The following is a 1,719-nucleotide window of genomic DNA, read 5'->3' on the forward strand; positions in this document are numbered from 1 at the left end:
TCACCGTCGCCGGGCCCTTTTCCCATAGGGAAAATATGGCAACCCGCGCAACCGGCAGGCAGTTCCAAAAGCCGACGTCATGACACCATCTGCCGGAACGGCGGCGAAGTTGCCCCGTATCTCGGATGATTCCAGACCGGGCAATCATGTTTAGCGTCGTTGATGTCGTTTGGAAACCGTTTGCGCGTGATGGCCGCTTGTACTATTTTTTCCGCCCAAGGGGAATGGATTCCTTGTGATCCAACGTCCAGGCGCTTCCCCGCCGTCATTTCATCTTGCCGGAATCCCATACGGTGTCGATCGACCGCTCGGAACTTGAACGGCTCCTTGCCGATCGCCCGGCTGGCAACCGCAGCGCCATGCAGGCGGTGCGCGAAAGCTATGCCGATATCGGACTCATGCGCGAACGCGGCCTGTCCTGGGCCGAGATCTCCGATCTGCTGGCGAAGCTGGGCGTGACCGCCCGAGACAACCAGCCCATTTCGCCCGTCACCCTGCGTTCTGCCTTCTTCCTGGTCGGGAACGAGGGACGCAGCGACCCCGTCGGCGACTCTGGCGCCGTAACCGTCATGCCCGCGGAAATGCTGACCGCGGTTCATGAGGCTGCGCTGGCCGCCGGCCTGAAAGACGAGACGGAAATGGATGCGGGATCCGACTCCGGAACGGAGCCTGTCGGCGAGGCGGTGCGCCTCGACTCGCAGACGCCTGCTGAACTGTCAACGGACGCTGCTGACGACACCGCCAACGTCATCGCTACGGTTAGCTTGCCGGACGAAGAACCGGTTACCGGAGAAGCCGTCACCGAAGTGCAAACCTCCGCCGAAGCCGCACCGGCGCCACAATCGGACGCGGCCGGACCTGAATCCGCCCCCCCTGGCCCGGACCTGCTCGCCCCGGCGACCATGGTTGTCAACGACGAGTCCGCAGAGAAAGAGCGGCCAGAGGACGGCGCCAACGACGATCCCGAGACGCATGACGCGCTTCCTGAACCTGCGATGACCAGGCCGGCCCCCCTGCCGGTTTCCAACCAGACATCCACGGCGGTTGCGCCGGGCACCGGCCTTCCTGTATCCCAGCCGATGCCTGCCACGATGACCCAAGACGACTCAACAAACGCATACTTGAAAGGCGATCGCATGCTGGGCACGATCTTCGTCCTCAATGACCGCGGCGGCGTCGGCAAGACGCTGCTGTCCCATCACCTGATGGCGACCGCCATGCTGGAAGGCCTGCAATTGAAGGTCGTCGAGTACGAGGTGAACGAGCGTCTCGCCCGCCTGTTTGGCCCGGACGTGGTCGAACACCGCCGCATCACCCAGGACTTCATGAACATGATGGGGTCGGGTGACGGCTTCTACGAGTTTTGGGACCTGATCGGGCCGGAGCTGCAACGCGGTGGTCGCCTGTATGATTTCGGCGGCAACATCTCGCAGTGGTTCTTCAACTGGGCAGAGGTGTCGGGCTTCGATTATTACGTCGGCGACGGCGAGCGTCTGACCTTCATGGTCCCGGTGACGGTCGATCTCGCGTCGCTGTCCACCGGCATGACGACGCTGGAGCGCGTGGCGACCATCGCCCCCAAAGCCAAGCGCGTCCTGGTGGAAAACGGTTTCTCCGGCCCCTTCTCCCAGCTGGAGGACAGCCAGTATGCCCGCCGCAAGGCGGAGATGGTGGAGCGCGAAGGCCTGCAGGTCATCTCCATGCAGCCCTGCACCGCCC

At 63.5% G+C, this 1,719-nt stretch carries 1 protein-coding gene; it reads left to right on the plus strand.

What is annotated here, in order from left to right; translation table 11 throughout:
• Window positions 1-293 precede the first annotated feature (293 nt).
• On the plus strand, window positions 294-1,719 hold a 1,426-nt coding region (locus I71_RS28705; RefSeq protein ID WP_042702342.1), incomplete at its 3' end, for a hypothetical protein.

Origin of the sequence: Azospirillum sp. B506 (genome assembly GCF_000333595.1) — a bacterium.
Lineage (GTDB): Bacteria > Pseudomonadota > Alphaproteobacteria > Azospirillales > Azospirillaceae > Azospirillum.